Genomic DNA, 18,946 nt, shown 5'->3' with positions numbered 1-18,946 from the left:
GCAACCCGTGACACCTTGCAGCATCACAGCGCGAAGCGCATCCGTCGGTACGCATTCGCCATTCATGCATCTGGTCATGAACGTTAACGGTCGCATGCCGCAAATATTAAGTGCAATGGCGCACGGACCTACTGCTCCCCGTGCCATGCGCCCTTGTTGCTGATCTCGCCAGCTCAGCGATGCACCGCTGCCATCAACGCGCCAAAGCCCATGAACACGCCACCACTAATGCGGTTAAATGCCTTGAGCACACGCGCTTCACGCAAGTACGGCGCAATGCGCAGTCCGCCCGTGGCATAGACCATGTACCAGCTCATCTCGATCACGGCGAACGTGCCGAGCAGAATCGAGAACTGCGGGAGCTTGGCGGCCGCCGGGTCGATGAACTGCGGCAAGAACGCCGCGGCGAACAGAATGGCCTTCGGGTTGCTTGCCGCCACCAGAAAACCTGATTTGAACAGCTTGCCGAAACTCGAGTCGGCCACCAGTGCAGGCGCGCCGAGATTGGCGGCCGCTTCCTTGGCATCCACCGGCGAGCGCCAGCTCTTGTAACCGAGATAAATCAGGTAGGCCGCGCCGACATAGCGCAGCGTATCGAACAGCATCGGCCACGCTTTGAGCACCGCGCCCAGACCTGCCGCCGAGATCGACATCATCGCGATGAGTGCCGTCATGCAACCGGCCATCGTTCCCAACGACGGACGTAAGCCATGACGCGCGCCATGCGTCATGACGAGCAACATGTTCGGTCCCGGCGTCGCCGAGACGAAAAAAACGGTGACTACGAATAGCCACCACGTTTGCAGGCTCATGATTGCCTCAGAAAAATGCCGATGCGAATTCGATCAGGCATTGTAGCGTCGAACCGTGACGGTGACACCGTTCGCGTGCACGTCTTATACGAAACGAAAGGGAATCAAAAAACAAACAGGCCCGATGACTTTCGCCATCGGGCCTGTTGATCGCGAGACGCTGCCTCGCCCTAAGGCTGGTGCAGCATCACGAGAAAGCGATGAAGCCGCTTAGATCGGCTTGATGTTCGCAGCTTGCTTGCCCTTCGGGCCAGTCTTCACTTCGAACGACACGCGTTGGTTCTCTTGCAGCGACTTGAAGCCGTCAACCTTCACTTCCGAGAAGTGAGCGAACAGGTCTTCACCGCCGGCGTCCGGGGTGATGAAGCCGAAGCCCTTTGCGTCGTTGAACCACTTAACAATACCGGTTTCCATGTTTTTTCCTAATAAAACAATAGCCTGGGGTCGGAATGACCCCTCCAGCGCTGACAATCAAGGGAAAATGAAGGACTAGAAACCAGCGAGAAGCAGGAAAACTACGTCTGACAACAACTTCGCGGCTTGACAATCTGCAGTTGGTTTTATACGTGTAGCGCCGCCGCTTGTCAACAGGGTAAATACCGCAAATTAAGTAACAATTTCCGCAAATAGCCGGGAATTTGGGCACTCTTCGGGTGTCCGACCCGGTGCCGCAGCCCGTACAATGGGCGTTTTGTCCCGTGTCCATGCCGTTGTCGCGCGTCCTGCTCGCGTTTTGTGCTGTCTGAAATCACTTTGCTACGGTTTTCCCCTATTCGACGCGCATTGCCTAACGCATTGCCTATTCGGCACTTTCCGCGACCGCCAATGGACCTCTCACCTGCCTACGGATGGAGCCTACTCGTTTCATGCGCCCCTCGAGGCCGCAATCTGAAGTAAAAATATCCGGCCGACCGCGTTGGTTCGCCCGTTGCCATACGCATTTCCTGAGTCTGGCCGTTTGCGCAACGCTTGCCGCTTGTGCCGGGTCGCCGACCTACGGTCCGGTGCCGGCCGGCAGCTATCGTGTGCAATCCGGCGATACGCTTTACGGCATTGCGCGCAGCAATAATGCCAGCACGGCCGATCTGGTTCGGTGGAACGGTTTGACCGATCCCGACAAGATCGAGGTCGGCCAGGTGTTGCGTGTCGTGCCGCCCGCCGGCACGTCCAGGGCCCCTGCCGCAGCCGCAGCCTCATCGGGGAGTGCGTCGTCGGGCGCTGCACGGCCGCGAGCACAGGCCAAACCGGCTCCCAAGGCCGCGCCGGCACCGGCAGCCCCGCGCACTGCGACAAACAAGATCCCAATGGTCTGGCCCGCTGACGGCCCCGTGCTGGCGAATTTCAACGGCAGCAGTAACAAGGGGGTCGATATCGGCGGCAAGGCCGGCGATCCGGTCTATGCTGCCGCCGCAGGCAAGGTTGTCTACGCGGGGAACGGTCTGCGCGGTTACGGCAACCTGGTGATGGTGCAGCACGAAAACGGCTATCTCACCGCCTATGCCCACAATCGCGCCGTTCTCGTGAAGGAAGGGGCATCGGTCAGCAAGGGCCAGAAGATCGCCGAAATGGGCGACACCGACTCGCAAGGGACCGTGAAGCTGCATTTCGAAGTGCGTCAAAAAGGCACGCCTTTCAACCCGCGCGACTTCCTGCCATCGCGCTGATCCGGTCGATGGCATCGGTCTGTGCTTTGCGGACGAAAGCGGCAAAGCAAAAACGGCAAGGCGCGATGCCTTGCCGTTTGACATTCCGTCATCGCGCATGCGGCGCGCGCCGATCAGGCTGACGCGAGAAACCCTTGCGACAGCCCGTTGGCGCGCGCGGCGCGCCAATCACGATGAGCACGCGGGTCGGTCCACACGAGCAAATGGAGCGCCGCGAGGGCTCGCGGATCGTTGAGCAACTCCCATTTCTGCGTGTTCGTCAGCTTGGCCGGCCCCCTAAGCAACGCGGCCTCCACACGGCCGGCGCGCACAGCGTCGCGCTTCGCATCGTCGCGAGTCGGCGCCACGCTCGCAGCGATCAGCGCATTGGCCATCGGATCGATCACGGCGTCGACGAAGTCGATGCGCCTGGCCGCTTCTTCGGTGTACTTCTCGGTCATGCGCAATTCCTTGGGCGGCCACGACTCCTCCGGAATCAGGAACAGGCGGGCGCGCTTAAGGCTGCGGCCGAGCGACACGCGGCTGGAGAACACCGACACAGGAATCGAGATCATCATCGACCCGACGATCGGCATGAGCCACCAGATGAAGTCCGGATTGAGCCAGTAGACGACCCCGCCCCACCCCAGCCCGATCAGTGTTTGCAGACCGTGACGGCGAATCGCTTCGCCCCAGTGTGTCTCGGCGTCCTCACGCGGCGGCGACTTCCATTGAATCGCAATACCCGTAAGCGCAGCCAGCACGAACTGCGTGTGGAACAGCATGCGCACGGGCGCGAGCACGGCGGAGAACACCATCTCGATGAACATGCTTACCGTCACCGCCAATGCACCGCCGAAACGCTTCGCGCCCTTCACCCAGATCAGCAGCACGGCGAGGATCTTCGGCAGGAAGAGCAGCGTTGCCGTGGCCGAAAACAAGGCCAGCGCCCGCTCGGGATGCCACTCGGGCCAGACGGGGAATAGCTGACGTGGCGCGGTGAAGTACTCGGGCACGACCAGCGTGTGCTTGGCGAGCAGGCACGTCGAGAGGATCAGAAAGATGAACCACAGCGGCGCGGAGACATAAGCCATGGCTCCCGTGACAAACACCGCGCGGTGCACCGGATGCATGCCTTCGGCCAGAAACAGGCGGAAGTTCATGAGGTTGCCCTGACACCAGCGCCTGTCGCGCTTGAGTTCGTCAAGCAGGTTCGGCGGCATTTCTTCGTAGCTGCCAGGCAGATCGTAGGCAATCCACACGCCCCAGCCGGCGCGTCGCATCAGCGCCGCCTCGACGAAGTCATGCGAGAGAATCGCGCCGGACATCGCCCCCTTGCCCGGCAACGGGGCAAGCGCGCAATGCTCCATGAAGGGCTTCAGGCGAATGATCGCGTTGTGGCCCCAGTAATGCGACTCGCCCAACTGCCAGTAGTGCAGACCTGCGGTGAACAGCGGACCGTACACTCGTCCGGCGAATTGTTGCAGACGGGCATAGAAGGTTTCGCGTCCGGCCGCGAGCGGTGCGGTCTGGATCAGACCCGCACTCGGGTGCGCCTCCATCATGCGCACGAGTTTCGTCAGACACTCGCCGCTCATCACGCTATCCGCGTCGAGCACGATCATGTAGCGGTAGTCGCTGCCCCAGCGGCGGCAGAAGTCGTCGAGGTTGCCGCTCTTGCGCTTCACGCGACGCTGACGGCGACGATAGAAGATGCGGCCGAAGCCGCCGACCTCGCGGCACAGCGCCTGCCATGCATCGACTTCGGCAGTGCAGTTATCGGCCTCGTTCGAATCCGACAGGATGAAGAAGTCGAAACGTTCGAGCGAATCGGTCTTCGCCAGCGACTCGTAGGTCGCGCGCAATCCGGCGAACACGCGACCGACGTCTTCGTTACAGATCGGCATGACGATGGCGGTACGCGCATCGGGTTCGATGGGCGCATCGCCCGCCGCCATCTTCGAGATCATGTGGCGCTCGCCACCGAACAGCAAAACGAAGAAGCCGAAGATGGCCGTCCAGAATCCGGCGGAAACCCAGCCGAAGAGCAGCACGAACAGGACCAGCACGGAGAACTCGAGCGGATCGGCGCCGTGATACGGCAGCACGGAAGCCATGAAGTGCGTGGCCAATGCTGTCTGCGCGATCATCAGCGTGAGCAGCATCCAGCGACGCCGGCGGCCGGCCTGCGACCACTTGCCCTTGGGGTCGGGCGCATCGCGCACGAGCGGATCGGGGTCCTTGCGGCCGATCAGTTTGCGCCACAAGCGCGCGAGCGGATTGAGGGACCAGGCGCGCGGAATGAGCGACGTGCGGCGTACCGGCGGCGCAATGCGCAATGTCTGCACGCCGCGCACCTCCTTCAGTCCGGCAGCCGCCGCCAACGATCCGCCCTCGGTCATGGAGAGGCGAACCGGTTGCGAGGCGAGCACGGCGTCACTGTCGGATTCGATCTCGGCGACATCGTGCGGATGCCACACAGCCGCCGTTGCGGTAAAAGGCGCAGCAGAAGCGGAAGAAGCGTCCTCCTGGCCTGGCGCGTCACCGGCATCGGCCAATGCATGCGGCTTGGCGGTATCGGATGCGTCGGCTGCAATGGACGTGTCGCCTGCGGACGGCAAGCGTTCACCCGCACCGTTCGTCACACGCGTGGCGAGCAGGCGCTGCAAGCGCGTCAGAACGTCGAGCGAATCGCCGCCGTCACGCTGCGCTTGTGCAAGCAACGCGCGACGTTTCTCGGCGGGCAGGGGCAATCGGTCGACGTAAAGCTCGTCGACCGGAATATCGGAGCGGTCGCTCACTCGGGGGGTAACAGGTAGCTCCACGTTTCGGATAGGGTGTTACTGCCGTTGCGCAGGTAAGCGCGCATTTCGACGGGTTTCTCGGAATCGAGGCGGCGCATGCGGAGCATGACGCGATAGCCTCCCGTGACGTCATTGCGCTGCGTCTGCACTTCCAGGATCTTGCCATTGCCGTCAATGGACACGTTCCCTTCGACCTTGGCGTCGTCCGGCAGTTTCTTGAGCGCCGGGCCCTCGAAATCGAGCGCAAACAACAGACTGTCGTCTGGTTTTCCCCGGTAGCCATGTCCACGCCGGCTTTGCGACACCCACGCCATTGGCGGGCGCTTGTCGTTATCTTTTTGCCACGACAGCCGGTATTCGAGCGAATACGGTTGTTTGGGCTTAGGCGGCGCATCCGGCACCCAATACGCAACGATATTATCGTTGGTCTCGTCGGGTGTCGGGATTTGCACCAACTCCACTCGCCCCTGCCCCCATTTGCCCTTGGGCTCGACCCAGGCGCTCGGACGCAGTTCGTAGTGATCTTCCAGATCCTGATAGTTGCTGAAGTCGCGATCGCGCTGCACGAGTCCGAATCCGGCCGGATTCGACAACGCGAACGACGACACGAGCAAGCGCTTCGGATTGACGAGCGGACGCCAGATCCATTCGCCTGTGCCGGACTGGATCGACAGGCCGTCGGAGTCGTGCACTTCAGGGCGATAGTCGGCCACCGCTGCCGGCTGGTTTTCACCGAAGAAGAACATGCTCGTGAGCGGCGCAATGCCTAGCTTGGTGACGTTCTCGCGCAGGAACAGTTCGGCCTTCACGTCGACCGTGGTATCCACTCCGGGACGCAAGGTAAATCGGTAAGCACCGGTCGCGCGCGGCGAATCGAGCAACGCGTAGATGGTCAGCTCTTTGGCGCCGGGCGCCGGACGCTGAATCCAGAACTCGGTGAAGCGCGGAAATTCCTCGCCGGAATTAAGCGCGGTGTCGAGCGCCAGCCCCCGCGCGGACAGGCCGTATGTCTGGTTCTTGCCCAGCGCACGGAAGTAGCTCGCGCCGAGGAAGACCATCACTTCGTCTTTGTACTTCGGAGTGTTGACCGGGAAGTGGACGCGGAAGCCAGCGAAGCCCAGGCCGCGCAGTTGCTTCTGGTCGACTTTGAGCGCGCCGAAATCGAACATATCGGGGCTGTAGCGCAGTTCGCGCACGGTGTTGCCCGAAAGTTCGTTGATCTTGACGGGACGGTCGTAGTACGAGCCCTCGTGGAAGAACATCAGCTCGAACGGCAGCTTCTGCGCACGCCACAACGCCCTGTCGGGCTTGAAGCGAATGTTGCGATAGCGGTCGTAGCTGAGGTTCTGCAGGTCTTTGGGCAGATTCGGGTCTTTCGGCTTGTAGCGGCTGTTCGCAAGGGTGCGCGCCTGCTTGGCGACATCGTCGAACGAGAAAGCATGCGCCGCACCGGAGACGAGTGCGCAAAGACTCAGCACACTGGCAAGCGCCAGGCGCACGGCACGGTGGGAAATCATGCGGGGAACCGCGTTGAGCAGGAATTCCATCGGCAGTGGGGGATAGCGTGTAACGCGCGTGCCGACTGTCGCCAGCGTGCGCCGAACGCGCAATTTTACCCGTTCATTCACCGATTGACTAAAGATGCATCGGCAAAACCTTCGAAGCAGGCACTCACATTACCCCAATCGTCTGCTGGGACGCCGCTCCCCGGGAATCATAAATTTGTGACTATTTGTGACGAATGCGCAAAACGATAAGGTTTCGCCCCCTTTTCAATCCAGTTCCGGTCATCGGGAAGTCATTGTCGCGCCATTTTTGTGCCATGTCGGTGGGTAGCTCTTGCCACCCCCCCTCGCCAAAGCCCTTATCGATTCGCCACCGCCAATAAACCGCCAAGTGTCATGAGCGCCCCACCGATGGTGCGCCGAACGATGTGCTGACGCCGCACCATCGCCGCGCGCATCCAACCTGCCGAGAATCCCAGCGCAACCAGGCTGAACCACACCCAATGCGCAAACGACATGAACGCGCCATATGCCAGCCCAAGCGCCCACCCGGTTCCCGGATGAACAATCTGCGTGAACGTGCTCACCACGAATAACGTTGTCTTCGGATTCAATGCGTTGGTGAAAAAACCCGTGCGAAAGGCACTTGCCGCCGCCCGCCAGGCAGCACGCTCAGGCAACCCCGATTTCTGCGACGCCGACACGGCCCCGTCCTCCATCCCCTCCCGCGTCACATCAACCACCAACGAACGGTCTCTCAACGTCCGCCAGCCGATATACATCAAATACGCCGCGCCAATCCACTTGATCGCCGTAAAGAGCCACGGCAACTGCGTGATCAATAACCCCACGCCCACCAGCGTGTAAATGACATGTACCTGCACCCCCGCCGCTATCCCCGCCGCCGACCATAACCCCGCCCGCCGACCGTGCCGCCAACTCGCTCTCGTCACCATCGCGAAATCAGCCCCCGGGCTGATAACCGCCAATACCGTGATCGTCATTACCGCCAGTAGCTCTTGCATGATTAAATTTCACCTGATTTGCCGAGTATTTGCCAGACGGACCGCAGCCCTGTTCCGCCGCTCAGACATTGACCCAACTCGCCGCAAAACAGGGCTGCGGTCCGTCTTATTTGGTTGTTCTGGCGTTTATTTGCTTAGGGCGCCCCCGCTTTTTGGTATTTTCCCGGGGATTTCCAGGCGTTGAAAACGATCTTTTTTCACGGTTATTCGTGATAATTTCTCACCCATGAATCGATCGCTGCCACTCAATGCCCTCCACGTCTTCGACGTCGCCGCCAACGAACTCAGCTTCGCCCGCGCCGCCGATCGCCTGTTCGTCACCCACGGCGCCGTCAGCCGTCAAATTCGTACCCTCGAAAACGCCCTCGGTCTCCCACTCTTCGAACGCCGTAATCGCGCAGTCTTCCTCACCCCCGCCGGTGAACGCCTTTACGCCACCACCCGGCAAATGTTCGAACAACTCGCCTCAACCGTCGCCAATCTCCACCCCCCATCCCCCACGCACACACTCGTTGTCTCCTGCGAACCCACCCTCGCCATGCGCTGGCTCATCCCGCGTCTAGGCACTTTCGCCCAGTCGCACCCAGACATCGCCCTGCATCTCCACTCGGCAGGCGGCCCCCTCGACCTGACCGCCGCCGGTGTCGATGTCGCTATCCGACGCAATGATTTTTTTTGGGGACATACGCTTGTCTCGGAGCCATTGGCCGACGAATGGATCGGCCCCGTCGGCCTGCCCGCCTCGTTCGATTCGCCCCACCCCACGCAACTCCATACCCGTACGCGCCCGCAGGCATGGCAGGACTGGCAGCGGGCCACCCGCCCGCCAACCATCGGCGCGAGCGCGATGTCCACGCCGCCGTTCGAACACTTCTATTTGAGCTTGCAGGCAGCAGGAGCCGGACTGGGTATCGCCATCGGCTCTGTGTATATGGTGAGCGACGAGCTCAACGCCGGACGCCTGGTGGCCCCCTATGGCTTTGTTCGCGACGGTTCGGCCTACGTCGCACTCGCGCGTGAACCCTTTGCCGCAAACCCGGCACGCGAAGCACTCTTGCACTGGCTTCGCGCCGCACTCGCGGAATCGGCCGCGAAGTGGATCGCCCACGACGCACAAACGGACATGCGTTGATATGAGCTAATGTCCTTTGCGTCGATACCGGGTGGGTATTCGCTAATACTCGCCGACGACCGCCGCTCAGCGGCAACCATCCTCCGGTGCGCGTTCCGCTTGCACGGCAGGGGGCACCGAGGTCGGTGACATCGGTGCCGGCGGCGGGCCGGCTGCGGCATTCACACCATCGCCCAACGGCGTGACAACGGGTGGGGCTCCCCTTGGCAACATACGCACTCCCCGCCAATGCCCCCAGCGGTAGTAGGCGAGCGCCATGATCAGCGACACGGCGAAACCGAGCGGGAAGCTCCACCAGATGGCCTCCGCCCCCCACGTCTTGCGCATCTGCCACGCAAACGGCAACCGGATCACCCACTGAGACACGAACAGAATGACGAGCGGTGCCGTCACGGCGCCCGTCGCACGCACAACACCGAAGAGCACGATCGTCACGCCGAACAGCACGAACGACCACGCCACCACCGCGTTGATGTGCTGCGCGACAGCAATCGCATAGCCGTCCTCGGGCAGAAAGGCGTTCATGAACTGTCGGTTGAAGAGCAAGATCGCCACGACCAGGCTTCCCGTCATCACGAAGTTCAGCCCAACGCCCACCCGCCCGATGCGCGAGACGCGATCCCATAATCCGGCCCCGACGTTCTGCGCGGTCAGCGCCGATACCCCCGCCCCTATGGCCAGCGCCGGCATCTGAACGTACGTCCAAAGCTGCGATGCCACGCCGTAAGCCGCCGTTGTTTGCGATCCATAGCCGTTGACGAAACCCATCATCACCATCGCCGACGACGAGATCACCACCATTTGCAGCCCCATCGGCAAGCCTTTGACAACGAGCAGCCGCAACAACTCGGGATCGATGCGCAGGTACTTCCAGTCCTTGCGTCGCAGCCACAATGGATCGCGGCGCCGGTACAGCGTGTACATGAGCGCGGCCAGGCTTACCGTCTGCGCAATGAGCGTTGCGCCCGCCGACCCCGCAATGCCGAACGGCGGCAGCGGTCCCCAGCCGAAGATCAGCAGCGGATTGAGCGCAACGTCGAGCCCCGCCGAGAGCAGCATGAAACGAAACGGCGTTCGTGCGTCTCCCGCCCCTCGCAACGCCATCATCACGAAGTTGTAGAAGTACATGACCGGCAACGCCACGAAGATGATGCGCAGATACGCAACGGCAAACGCGCGCGCATCGCCCGGTGTGCCCAATGCCCCTAGCAATTCAGGCGTGAAGAGGTAGCCGAAGACAGCCACGGCAGTCGACGCCAGTATAAAAAAGGAGGCGCTTGTACCAACGATACGCCGGGTAAGCTCTTGATTCTTGGCGCCAATGGACTGGCCGATGAGAATGGTGTTCGCCATGCTGATGCCGAACACCACGCCCAGCAGGAAGAACAGCAGAATGTTGGCGTTCGATGCCGCCGTCAGCGCCGATTCGCCGAGATAGTGCCCGATCCACATGGCGTTGATCGAAGCGTTGAGCGACTGAAGCACGTTGCTGCCAAGCACCGGCAGCGAGAACCAGAACAGCGTTTTGCCGATGGGGCCGCGCGTGAGGTCGTGTCCGGCCATGGCGCGCCTACTTGGCGTCGAACTTCACGCCGGTTGCCGGCACAGGCACGGCGCACCGGTGAGCGCGCAAGTTATCGAGAAAGCGCTGGATCAGCGGCAACACCTTGACTTCGATGTCTCCATGCCCGTAACCGAATCCCGCGAAGTTGAAATGCGTGGCGCCATCGACCACGGCGAGCCAATGGCAACCGGCCGGCAAGTCGGTGTACGGCTCGGTGCGTGTCTGCCATTTGCCATCGAGCGGCGCGTCTCGCGTGCCGGTCACGAGCAACATGGGCTTATGGATGTCGTGCCACGCTCCCGCCGGAAAGATCGGCCCCGGCCCCTGCGGCGACAGTGCGATGTAACCGTCGAAACGGTCGTCGCTGTCGAGCCCCAGTTTGTTCTTCGCCCCCGCCTCGATCATGACCGTGACCGCACCCATCGAATGCCCCGCAAAGACCGCCGGCCCCGACCGGCACTGCGTGCGCGCCCAATGCAGCGCAGCACCGGTGTCTTCGAGCCGGTCGTCATACGCTTCGGGGTCCGTAGTGAGCGCCAGCAATCCGTCGCGCAACCCACCGTTGCGCACGCGATCGCGCAACGACTCTCGCCCGCTTTCCTTGTGGGCCATCGTTACCGTGAACCACCCGTATTGCGAGAGCGCACGACCGAGCCAGGCCAGTGCATCGCGGTCGTCGCCTGCGCCGGGGCTGAGCACCGCAACACCGCTGCACGCCGTCGGCGGCCGGAAGACATGGAGGTTGACGTATCCGCCGTCGCTACGCAGCACTCGCTGGTCGACACCGGTGGGCGAAGGGGCATTCGGTGCAGACGCTGCGCCAGACTGAGATGCAGAAGTCGAGGGAGATGCGGGGGCAGGCGCTACGACCGACTTGCCTGGCACCGTCGTGTCGGCAGCCGAAGCCTGTGAAGGGAACGATACGAGCAAGGACATGCCGAGGCTGCAGGCGCCGAGCGCGACGAGCATCGTCGCGAACGATCGTCTCACGGCCCTGCGCGACATTCCGAGCATCCGTTCTCCCTTGGTTTCTGGCAGCCCATAGCCACCCGGGCCACGCAGGCCGATCGGGCCGGGAACTACGGTCTCGCGCCGAAGCCCCGCTGCGACATCACACGATGGATCATCTTAGCGCGGATTGCGTAGAGACTCGCATGAATTTTGCATACGGAATACTTGTCTCGCGTGTGCAACGCACGGGCGCCGGGTGTCCCGCGTCGCAGGCTTAGGCGCGCTGACGATGTCCGCTCTGGGTGTCGCGCGACAGACCTAGCGCCGACGCGTAGCCGGCCGGATCGAAGCGCCAGGTCAATGCGATCAGCGCCACGTTGAGCCCCATGAGTCCGATCCATGACGGCACGAAACTTCCGGTCGCCGCCAGCACCGCGCCTGCACCGAACGGCGCGAGTGCCGCGATGCAGAAACCCACGCCCTGCATGAACGCCGCAAGCGCGGCGGCATGGCGCGGATGCGCATGGTGATCAAGTGCCAGCACGAGTCCGAGCGAGAAGGTCCCGCCCAATCCGAATCCGATGGCGCCGACCCATTCCCATGGTGCGGTGTCCGGTGCGGCCGCCAATCCGATCAGCCCGCCGAGCGTGGCTACAAGCGCGAGCGTCAGCCAGCGCCGGCGATCGACGTTTCGCCGGGCGAGCCACGGCAGCATCAATGCCGCCACGACCTGACATGCGGTGAGTCCGGCGAGCAACGCGCCGCTCTGCGTTGCGCTCATGCCGTGCTGCTGATAGAACGGCGGCAACCATGCCACCATCGTCGTGTAGGTGCAGTTGATGAGACCGAAGTAGAGGGCGAGTGTCCACGCGCGGCGCTTGCGCAGCAGTTCGAGCATGGACGGCGCGCCGTTGGCTGTCGACGCCACGCGCTCGCTCGCCTCGCGGCACGCCATGCGCAGGTCCGTTGCGGTCATCGTGCCCGCAGGCGTTTCCATTTTTGGCCGGGCCGCCGCCCCAAGCAGCGGTGCACGCCACCACGCGAGCGCCGCCACGCAGACCACCGCGAGCCACATACCCAAGCCGATGCGCCAGTCTCCCGTGCGCGCCGCCATCCACGGACTCGCCGCCGCCCCGAGCCCACCACCGCCCATGAGCGCCGCCGAGTACAGGCCCATCATTGCAGTCATGCGCGCGGCGCTGTAGTTGGCCTTCACCACGCCGGGCAAGAGCGCCTGAATGATCGCGATGCCGATACCCGACGCGAGCGCCGTGGCAATCATCGTTACGGTATCGTCGGCGACGAATCGCACGCCGCACGCCAGCGCCAGCGCGACCAATCCGAGCAGCACGCCCCGACGTTCGCCGAACCGTCGGCTCAGTCCGTTCGCCGCAAACGCCCCCGCGCCCATCGCCAGCACCGGCAACGAGGTGAGCAACGCCGCCACCGGATAGGTCATTCCAGTGGCTTCGCGAATCTGCGGCAGCAGCGGACTGATGGAGGTGAGTGTTGGTCGCAGCGTCAACCCGACCGCGACGATGGCCAGCCACAGGGTCATACCGCTACGCCCTCGCTCACCACGAGGTGGCCGTTCGCTACCACCCAGCGGCGCGGTGCGCGTGTGACGATGGCCTGCGCGGCATTGACGGCATCGACCAGCACCAGATCGGCGCGCGCACCGGCATGCAGGCCGTAGTCATCGAACCAGCAAGCCCTCGCCCCCTGATAGGTGACGCAGTCGAGCGCGATGTCCAACTCGTCGTCGCGGCGCAGGTTGTAGCGCAGACCGATCATCATGGCGCGCTCAAGCATGTCGGGCGTGCCGTAGGGCGTCCATGTGTCGCGAATGCCGTCGTTCCCTCCCGCGAGCGGCACGCCCGCACGGCGGCATGCCATGAGCGGCGGCACAACACGCGAAGGCGGCGCCGTGGTGATCAGCGCGACACCGGCGTGCGCCAGCCGCGCGAGCAACGCGTCGGCGCGCGCCGCCTCCAGTTCCCCCAGACAAAACGCGTGCGACACGACGACCTTGCCCTGCATGCCCAGCGCCGCAATCCGCTCGAGCATCAGCTCGAACGAGAAGACCCCCATCTCGCCCGGCTCGTGCAAATGAATGTCGATAGGACAACCATGCTTGTCGGCCAAGGCGAACATGGCGTCGAGCGACGCCCTGGGGTCGTGGTCGATGGCGCACGGATCGAGCCAGCCCAGCACGTCGGCGCCCCGCCCAAGTGCGTTGTCGAGCAAGGCGAGCGTGCCCTCGCGATCCAGCACCCCCGACTGCGGAAAGGCGACGATCTGCATGTCCAGCGTGTCCGCCAGCGTCGCGCGCGTGGCCAGCACGCCGTCGAGATGGCGCAGGCCCGCATCGGTATCGATGTCGACGTGCGTGCGCAGGCGCGTGGTGCCTGCCGCGAGGAACGCGCGCCCGAGCGCAAGCGACGCTGCACCCGCGTCGTGTCCGCTCTCGGCACGCCACCGGCGCTCGTTATCAATGCGGTCGATCAGTCGCGAGCCGCACTCGTTCACGTACCACGGCATGCCCCACACGGTCTTGTCCAGATGCGTGTGCGACTCCACCAGACCGGGCAGCAGCAACGCACCGCGCGCGTCGATCTCACGGGGGACGTTTCCTTGCAGGGCGGGTAACGACGGCCCGATGGCCGCAATTCGTCCCCCCTCGACGCGCACCTCGACCGGCTTGCCGTCGAGGCCGCGTGCGTTGCGTATGTCCAGTGTCGTCATGCCTTCCTCAAGTTGATTTCCGTGGCGACGTTGTGCGACCGCGTGAACAGGCTCACGACCACGAACGTCACCGCATTGACGGCCAGCGCCACGAGGCCCATGTTGATCGACCCCACGGTATCCGGCGCGCTGGGCAACAGCGTGCGCAGATTGACGTCGAACCCCACGGCGGCCGCCAACACGATAGCGCCCGCGCCGATGCCGGCAAACGCGCCGTTTTTGTTACCGAACGGACGCGGCAGCAAGCTCGCCACGAACGATGGGAACAACTGCGTCAGCAAGCTCGACGCGAAAAGCGCCAGCGCCACGAACGTTGCACCGCCTCGCAACACGAAGAACACCGCCACCAGACCGAAAACCGGCAACACGCGCTTGGCGAGCTTGCCCACGAAGGCCTCGCTCGCATGGGGCGCAAAGCCGTCGCGGTAGATGTTCTTCGCGATCAGGGTCGACGCATTGAGCAGGATCATCGAGCCCGGCACGAGCGCGGTCAACACCCCCACGCCACCGATCACGCCGACGAACCACGGCGAGAACGTCTGCTTCACGATACGCAGCAACGCCAGGTCGGAGTCCGCTCCCGTGAGGCCCGGCACTTGCAGAATCGCCGCGAACCCCACGAAGAACATGAATGCGATGACCATCTGATAGAGCGGCATCAGAATCGTGTTCTTGCGCACGGCGCTCTCGCTCTTGGCTGCATACACGGACGTGAAAACGTACGGATACAGGTAATAGCCGAGCGACGTGAGCAGAATCGTCGAGTTGTACCAGGACAACGTGAGGCCGCTCGTAGGCATTTGCAGGAAGCCCGGCCGTGCCGCTTCAATCCGATCGAACATCTCGCCAAAGCCGCCGAAGTAATGCAACGGCAGATAGATACCGAGGAACACCGCGATCACGAGAATCAGAATGTCTTTGTAAATTGCAATGCTCGCCGAGCCGTGAATGCCCGACACCGTGATGTAGAGCACCATCGCGATAGCCCCGCACCAGATCGCCACGGCGGGCGGAATCGTGCCGTACGAGGACTCGGACACGATGATGCCCAGCCCGCGCAACTGAATGATGAGCAACGCGGTCATGCCGAGCACAGCCACCAGCGAGACGACTACCCCCAGCGCACGCGAACGGTACGCGGTGGCGAAAAAGTCCGAGAACGACACACAGCCATGCCGCGTGGCATGACGCCACGCCGCCGGCAACATCCAGTAGCCAAGCAGGTAGGCAAGCGCACCATAGGCGAGGATGTAGAACGCCGGCGGCCCCTTGCTGTACGCCCATCCGCTCGCCCCGAGGAACGTGAAGGTCGAAAAGGCCTCCCCGGCCATCAGCAGGAACACGAGCAACGTGCCGAAACCACGCCCCCCCACGGCCCACTGCTCCAGACTCATCGTTCGGCCGCGCCGTGCGCGCAGCCCCACGAACAATGCAAAGGCGAGAAATGCCGCGATCACGGCCAGCGCGGCGTTCATGACGCCACTCCGTCATGTTCGCGCAGATCCTTCCCCGGGGTGCTCGCCGCTTCGCGCGATCCGTCGAAGCGGAACATCACGACCATCACCACCGAGGTAAGCAGCAACCAGACGATGTTCCACGTCATCAGGAACGGCAGCCCGGCCAGACGGGTACCCACATGTTCGGCGAGCCAACCGCCGCTGTAAAAGGCCGCGATAGGAAGCGCAGCCAGGCAATGCACAGGTTTCATGACGTCTCCAGACCCAAAAAGGATTCAACGGTCGGCCGCTCGGATGCGTTCGTCGGCGGCCCCATGGCTTGTCCACTTCATCACTGTCGGGGCATGGCATATCGCACCGATTTGCCATATCATCAACCAAACGCAATAAAATGGTTAACCATTTTTGTTGACCATTATCGGTAACGATTTGCCGAAATGCAAGGTCGCAATGTCCGGGCGGCCGAAACCGAGGGTTTTCCGGGAGCGAAACCGGGAGGTCGAGGGGGCCGGTTACAATGCGGCCCACACCTGCGCGAACCGTGAACTACGGGCCGTGCCCCTCGATACTCAAGGAGATCAGGCTTGAGCCGCACCGCAGCACCGGCGTCGCCGCGCGACGCTTCCCGCCCTGAGGCCGCGTCCGATACGGCCCCGAATCTCCCGGCCGACGGCGATGGCTCGCCGGGCAGCGCGGGACAGCAGATCGAGGCACGCGTCTATCAGGCGATCTCGCAGGCACTGCTCTCCGGCAAGCTCCGCCCGGGCATGCCGCTGCGCGAGCGCAATCTGGCGCAGGCGTTCGACTGCACGCGCGGCGCAGTGCGCAAGGTACTCGCGCGGCTCGGTTTCGAAGGCAAGCTCGTGCTCGAACCCAATCGCGGGGCGTTTGTGCCACAGCCCTCGCTCGACGACATTCGCCAGACCTATCGCGCTCGGCGCGTGCTGGAAACCGGGGTGATCGCGAGCATTTGCGGCCAGTTGAGCGTGTCGCAACTCGCGGTGCTCGACGCGCACGTCGCCACCGAAGCCCGCTCGCATGCCGACGGCACGCACGAGCGCTCGATCCGCCTGGCCGGTGAGTTCCATCTGAAGCTGATCGGCATGGCGGGCAGCGCCGAACTCGATACGTTCGCGCGCCAGCTCGTCGCCAAGACCGAGCTATACAAAGCCCTGTACGACCCCGCGGAGTTCATGCATTGCGCGCCGACGGAGCACGCCCAGCTCGTCGGACAGTTGCGCGACGGCAAGACGCAAGCCGCCATTGCCCTTGCCGCGGCGCATCTCGACGAACTCGAAGCCCGGGTACTCACGCGTGCCGCCGCCGCCGAAACGCCAGATTTCCGCGCCATCTTTGCCGAGGCATTTGCAGGCGGGGCCTCCTGATGTGCCGGGCGGCATGGTGGATCGGCCGCAACCACGCGGCCGATACCACGGGCCTGTTGCCCGTCAAGCCGCGCGGCAATCCCACCACGGGGAGGGGGTCGCATGGCACACACGCCGCTTTCAGGGGTATATTTCGCCTGTTTGCGACGGGCCAGCGGCCCGCCTGCCACTTTCGCCCCCCGCCCGATACACGAAAGCACGACGGCACGAAGCCCGAAGGAAGCCCATGTCCCATCTGGTAGTCCACGGCGGCCAGCCCCTGCGTGGCCGCATTACCCCCTCTGCCAACAAGAACGCCGTTCTCCCGGTGCTGTGCGCCACGCTGCTCACCGATCAGCCGGTACGCCTCATTGGCGTGCCCGAGATCACCGACGTTCGTAAGATCCTCGATATCTTCCGGCAGCTCGGCAGCGATGTGAGCGTCGATTTCGAGGCCGGCACGCTCGATATCCACCACCGCAACACGAAGTTCGACCCGCGCACCGACCACCTGCCGGAAGAAATGCGCTCGTCGATCATGCTCGTGCCGCCGCTGCTCGCCCGGTTCGGCGTGGCGCGCATTGAAGACAACATCAAGGGCTGCACGCTGGGTGTGCGCGAGATCGACCCGCATATCGAAGTGCTGCGCCATTTCGGCGGACGCGTCGAGCGCACCGAAGGCTCGTTGTTGATCCATGCCGACGAAACGCGCCCCGCGATTCGCCACTGGCTCGATTACGCGTCGGTGACGACGACGGAAAACTTCGTGCTCTGCGCCGCATCGGCCAAGGGCCGCTCGCAATTGAACAACGCGGCTTCTGAGCCGCACGTGCAGGAGTTCTGCCGCTTCATGCAGATGCTGGGCGTGCCCATTGAAGGCGTGGGCACATCGCAACTCGCCATCGAAGGCGTGGAACGGTTCGGCGGCGGCGAATTCCGTTTCGCGGAAGACTTCCATGAGATCACCACGTTCCTCGCGCTCGGCGCGATCACCGGCGGTGAAATCACCGTCAAGAACACGGCGCCGGATCAGTTCCCGCTGATCGACCGCACGTTCGCCAAGTTCGGTGTCAAAGTCGAACACCGCGACGGCTGGTCGACGGCCACTGCGCAAGGCAAGCTCAAGGTGCAGACACCGTTCACGCAGAACATTCTGACGAAGGTGGAAGCCGCACCGTGGCCGTATTTCCCGGTCGACCTGCTGCCGATCTTCATCGCGCTGGGCGTGAAGGCAGAAGGCAGTGCGATGTTCTGGAACAAGGTGTACGACGGCGCCATGGGCTGGTCGACCGAGTTGTCGAAGTTCGGCGCGCACGTCTTCCAATCCGATCCGCATCGCCTGATCACGTTCGGTGGCGTGCCGCTCACGCCGGCGGTCGTGGAGAGTCCTTACATCATCCGCGTGGCGATTGCACTGCTGATGGTGGCCGCCAGCATCGACGGCCAGTCGACCATCAAGAACGCTCAGCCGATTCGCCGCGCGCACCCGCGCTTTGTCGAGAATCTGTGCTCGGTCGGCGCGAACGTCGTCTGGACAACGCCGGAGTAAGTCGCTCGTCTCGTACCGGCATCCGGCCCCCCCGGGGGGGCCGGGTTCGCCAGACGGGGCACGCCAGCGGCAGACAACCCCCCGATCGCCCACGCACCGGTCCTCACCCCGGCGAACCCGACGGCTGACCTTACCTGAGCCGATCCCGCCCGACGTCTCCACACCTTTGCCCGACGGCATGTGACGTTTGCCCGGCGGAAAAATATTTCTCTCGCAACCGAATTCACATCGCAAGCGTGAAGCGCAACGAGGCGAATGTGAAAGAATGGCGACCATCATGAGCGATCGTCCCCCGCCCTCGCAGCCGTTTGCCGCGCCAGGCACCCATTCGCCGGGTGGCACATGGCCCACTTCGCCGCATGCCCGCCAGTTGTCGGGCGTGCGAGTGCTCGTCG

Annotated in this window: 15 protein-coding genes; 4 read left to right on the top strand and 11 right to left on the bottom strand. The window is 63.4% G+C overall.

Features of this window, described 5'->3' with window-relative positions:
* Positions 1-173: 173 nt before the first annotated feature.
* Together AT395_RS04910 and AT395_RS04905 are read right to left on the bottom strand one after the other, a co-directional pair.
* Entirely contained in the window at positions 174-812 is a 639-nt protein-coding gene (locus AT395_RS04910) for a LysE family translocator (protein ID WP_042112884.1), read from the bottom strand.
* Between the two features lie 210 nt (positions 813-1,022).
* The gene (locus AT395_RS04905) at positions 1,023-1,226 is read right to left on the bottom strand and encodes a cold-shock protein (protein ID WP_010805153.1); all 204 of its coding nucleotides are present in this window, start codon (positions 1,224-1,226) and stop codon (positions 1,023-1,025) included.
* A 452-nt stretch (positions 1,227-1,678) separates the two neighbouring features.
* On the opposite strand from AT395_RS04905, the gene AT395_RS04900 reads away from it, so the two are divergent.
* Complete coding sequence (locus tag AT395_RS04900; protein WP_082164654.1) at positions 1,679-2,476, top strand: peptidoglycan DD-metalloendopeptidase family protein; 798 nt, start codon at positions 1,679-1,681, stop codon at positions 2,474-2,476.
* Between the two features lie 113 nt (positions 2,477-2,589).
* Here AT395_RS04900 and mdoH read toward each other — a convergent pair whose 3' ends face one another.
* The 3 genes from mdoH to AT395_RS04885 all read right to left on the bottom strand — a co-directional run bounded on the left by mdoH (position 2,590) and on the right by AT395_RS04885 (position 7,789).
* On the bottom strand, positions 2,590-5,052 hold the full coding sequence (mdoH, locus tag AT395_RS04895; protein WP_376738398.1) for a glucans biosynthesis glucosyltransferase MdoH: 2,463 nt from the start codon (positions 5,050-5,052) through the stop codon (positions 2,590-2,592).
* A gap of 200 nt (positions 5,053-5,252) precedes the next feature.
* Positions 5,253-6,776, bottom strand: coding sequence for a glucan biosynthesis protein G (locus AT395_RS04890; RefSeq protein ID WP_042117358.1), 1,524 nt, complete (start codon positions 6,774-6,776; stop codon positions 5,253-5,255).
* 347 nt (positions 6,777-7,123) lie between these two features.
* Positions 7,124-7,789 carry a LysE family translocator gene (locus tag AT395_RS04885; protein WP_048627921.1) on the bottom strand — a complete coding sequence of 222 codons (666 nt, stop codon included), beginning with the start codon at positions 7,787-7,789 and terminating at the stop codon, positions 7,124-7,126.
* 226 nt (positions 7,790-8,015) lie between these two features.
* Here AT395_RS04885 and AT395_RS04880 point away from each other — a divergent pair, with 226 nt between their 5' ends.
* Positions 8,016-8,921, top strand: coding sequence for a LysR substrate-binding domain-containing protein (locus AT395_RS04880; RefSeq protein ID WP_042112887.1), 906 nt, complete (start codon positions 8,016-8,018; stop codon positions 8,919-8,921).
* 66 nt (positions 8,922-8,987) lie between these two features.
* Here the strand turns inward: AT395_RS04880 and AT395_RS04875 are convergent, their stop codons facing one another.
* The 6 genes from AT395_RS04875 to AT395_RS04850 form a co-directional block, all read right to left on the bottom strand.
* Positions 8,988-10,484, bottom strand: a complete 1,497-nt coding sequence (locus AT395_RS04875) for an MATE family efflux transporter (RefSeq protein ID WP_058375290.1) — start codon at positions 10,482-10,484, stop codon at positions 8,988-8,990.
* Between the two features lie 7 nt (positions 10,485-10,491).
* The gene (locus AT395_RS04870; RefSeq protein ID WP_125347479.1) at positions 10,492-11,421 is read right to left on the bottom strand and encodes an alpha/beta hydrolase family protein; all 930 of its coding nucleotides are present in this window, start codon (positions 11,419-11,421) and stop codon (positions 10,492-10,494) included.
* Positions 11,422-11,710: 289 nt separating this feature from the next.
* On the bottom strand, positions 11,711-12,994 hold the full coding sequence (locus AT395_RS04865) for an MFS transporter (protein WP_053086322.1): 1,284 nt from the start codon (positions 12,992-12,994) through the stop codon (positions 11,711-11,713).
* A complete protein-coding gene (locus AT395_RS04860) occupies positions 12,991-14,181 on the bottom strand; it encodes an amidohydrolase family protein (RefSeq protein WP_048627942.1) in 1,191 nt (396 codons plus the stop codon). Before AT395_RS04860 ends, AT395_RS04865 begins: the two co-directional genes overlap by 4 nt.
* Positions 14,178-15,656: a sodium:solute symporter family protein gene (locus AT395_RS04855; RefSeq protein ID WP_048627943.1), complete on the bottom strand. Its 1,479-nt coding sequence runs from the start codon at positions 15,654-15,656 to the stop codon at positions 14,178-14,180. Before AT395_RS04855 ends, AT395_RS04860 begins: the two co-directional genes overlap by 4 nt.
* On the bottom strand, positions 15,653-15,889 hold the full coding sequence (locus AT395_RS04850) for a DUF3311 domain-containing protein (RefSeq protein ID WP_042112894.1): 237 nt from the start codon (positions 15,887-15,889) through the stop codon (positions 15,653-15,655). Before AT395_RS04850 ends, AT395_RS04855 begins: the two co-directional genes overlap by 4 nt.
* A gap of 333 nt (positions 15,890-16,222) precedes the next feature.
* On the opposite strand from AT395_RS04850, the gene AT395_RS04845 reads away from it, so the two are divergent.
* Both AT395_RS04845 and AT395_RS04840 read left to right on the top strand, forming a co-directional pair.
* Positions 16,223-17,023 carry a GntR family transcriptional regulator gene (locus AT395_RS04845; protein ID WP_231606059.1) on the top strand — a complete coding sequence of 267 codons (801 nt, stop codon included), beginning with the start codon at positions 16,223-16,225 and terminating at the stop codon, positions 17,021-17,023.
* A 226-nt stretch (positions 17,024-17,249) separates the two neighbouring features.
* Positions 17,250-18,551 carry a UDP-N-acetylglucosamine 1-carboxyvinyltransferase gene (locus tag AT395_RS04840; RefSeq protein ID WP_042112896.1) on the top strand — a complete coding sequence of 434 codons (1,302 nt, stop codon included), beginning with the start codon at positions 17,250-17,252 and terminating at the stop codon, positions 18,549-18,551.
* Positions 18,552-18,946 lie beyond the last annotated feature (395 nt).

It is taken from the genome of Pandoraea apista (assembly GCF_001465595.2).
Lineage (GTDB): Bacteria > Pseudomonadota > Gammaproteobacteria > Burkholderiales > Burkholderiaceae > Pandoraea > Pandoraea apista.
The sequence above is the reverse complement of the archived record's forward strand: the minus strand, read 5'-3'. Positions and strand labels throughout refer to the sequence as shown.

Coding starts and splice junctions, on each gene's coding strand:
- AT395_RS04910 (WP_042112884.1), bottom strand. CDS start 812: ATGAGCCTGCAAACGTGGTGGCTATTCGTAGTCACCGTTTTTTTCGTC.
- AT395_RS04905 (WP_010805153.1), bottom strand. CDS start 1,226: ATGGAAACCGGTATTGTTAAGTGGTTCAACGACGCAAAGGGCTTCGGC.
- AT395_RS04900 (WP_082164654.1), top strand. CDS start 1,679: ATGCGCCCCTCGAGGCCGCAATCTGAAGTAAAAATATCCGGCCGACCG.
- AT395_RS04890 (WP_042117358.1), bottom strand. CDS start 6,776: ATGATTTCCCACCGTGCCGTGCGCCTGGCGCTTGCCAGTGTGCTGAGT.
- AT395_RS04885 (WP_048627921.1), bottom strand. CDS start 7,789: ATGCAAGAGCTACTGGCGGTAATGACGATCACGGTATTGGCGGTTATC.
- AT395_RS04880 (WP_042112887.1), top strand. CDS start 8,016: ATGAATCGATCGCTGCCACTCAATGCCCTCCACGTCTTCGACGTCGCC.
- AT395_RS04875 (WP_058375290.1), bottom strand. CDS start 10,484: ATGGCCGGACACGACCTCACGCGCGGCCCCATCGGCAAAACGCTGTTC.
- AT395_RS04870 (WP_125347479.1), bottom strand. CDS start 11,421: ATGTCCTTGCTCGTATCGTTCCCTTCACAGGCTTCGGCTGCCGACACG.
- AT395_RS04865 (WP_053086322.1), bottom strand. CDS start 12,994: ATGACCCTGTGGCTGGCCATCGTCGCGGTCGGGTTGACGCTGCGACCA.
- AT395_RS04860 (WP_048627942.1), bottom strand. CDS start 14,181: ATGACGACACTGGACATACGCAACGCACGCGGCCTCGACGGCAAGCCG.
- AT395_RS04855 (WP_048627943.1), bottom strand. CDS start 15,656: ATGAACGCCGCGCTGGCCGTGATCGCGGCATTTCTCGCCTTTGCATTG.
- AT395_RS04850 (WP_042112894.1), bottom strand. CDS start 15,889: ATGAAACCTGTGCATTGCCTGGCTGCGCTTCCTATCGCGGCCTTTTAC.
- AT395_RS04840 (WP_042112896.1), top strand. CDS start 17,250: ATGTCCCATCTGGTAGTCCACGGCGGCCAGCCCCTGCGTGGCCGCATT.